At 42.5% G+C, this 982-nt stretch carries 1 protein-coding gene; it reads right to left on the reverse strand.

From position 1 onward, the window contains the following. Nucleotides 1–5: 5 nt before the first annotated feature. The gene (locus ACGF5R_RS24115) at nucleotides 6–890 is read right to left on the reverse strand and encodes an IS982 family transposase (protein WP_387693150.1); all 885 of its coding nucleotides are present in this window, start codon (nucleotides 888–890) and stop codon (nucleotides 6–8) included. Nucleotides 891–982: the final 92 nt, after the last annotated feature.

Genomic DNA, 982 nt, shown 5'->3' on the forward strand with positions numbered 1-982 from the left:
TAACCTCAGCTTCGTTTAAAAATAGCGATATCACAATCCCGTAAATTCAAGCTCGGTTTTTTAGGTTGGAATGTATAAGCAATTAGGCCAGCGACGATTTCCAATAAAAAACCGAGCTGACTGCGGTGTCTTGAATGCTCTATCTGAGAAATATTTTTAAGCTGATCCATGACCGTTTCTATCAAAAATCGCCTTCTTAACATCAGCTTATCCCAGAGAGATAATTCTTTTGCCTTCATGTTATGACGGACATGAGTGATTAACGTTATTCCTTCTGCTTCCAGTTCATCGCACAAAGCCTGCGACAAATACCCTTTATCGCCATATAAACATCCGGTTAACCCTTGTACCAGCGCTTTGACGGGATGGCGATCATCCTTATTTCCTGAGGTCAACTTCACTGCCAGAAGTTCACCACAATCATTGATAACCAGATGAAGTTTAAAGCCATAAAACCAGCCGGTACTGGTTTTCCCTCGCTGTGCGACGCCCTGAAATACGCGATGACGGGGAATACGGAGATTGTGGCAAACGGCAATTTTGGTTGAATCAATAAAAGCGATCCCCTGGGTTTGGGCCTTGCGTGACGAAAGAAAAGCACAGAGAGGAATGAGCGCCCTTTGCTTCAAGGTTAACATCCGGGTGTAGCTGACCAACTGGGGAAAATCGGCCTGAAGATAGTGTTTAACATGCTGAATATAAAACGTTTTAAAATCACGATAATGGCTCATGTGGAATAAAATGAGTATCGTCATGACTTCACTGAGAGAAAGGGAAGCTTCGCGGCGACGTTTGAGCAAACCATTTTCAATTAACTGTTGATGCCAGAGAGGAATAAATTTTTGGCAAAAGTCATCGACGCAGCAGTAAAGTTCTTCTAAATTAAACATGCCTGAGGATCTCCACGATTTTGTTTTCTTTGACAAAAACTTTGATCGTGCCTCAGGCACTTAGTTCCCTTCTTAAGCAAACCTCAGGTTAA

Source organism: Photorhabdus sp. RM71S (genome assembly GCF_042879355.1).
In the GTDB taxonomy this organism is placed as follows: Bacteria; Pseudomonadota; Gammaproteobacteria; order Enterobacterales; family Enterobacteriaceae; genus Photorhabdus; species Photorhabdus kayaii.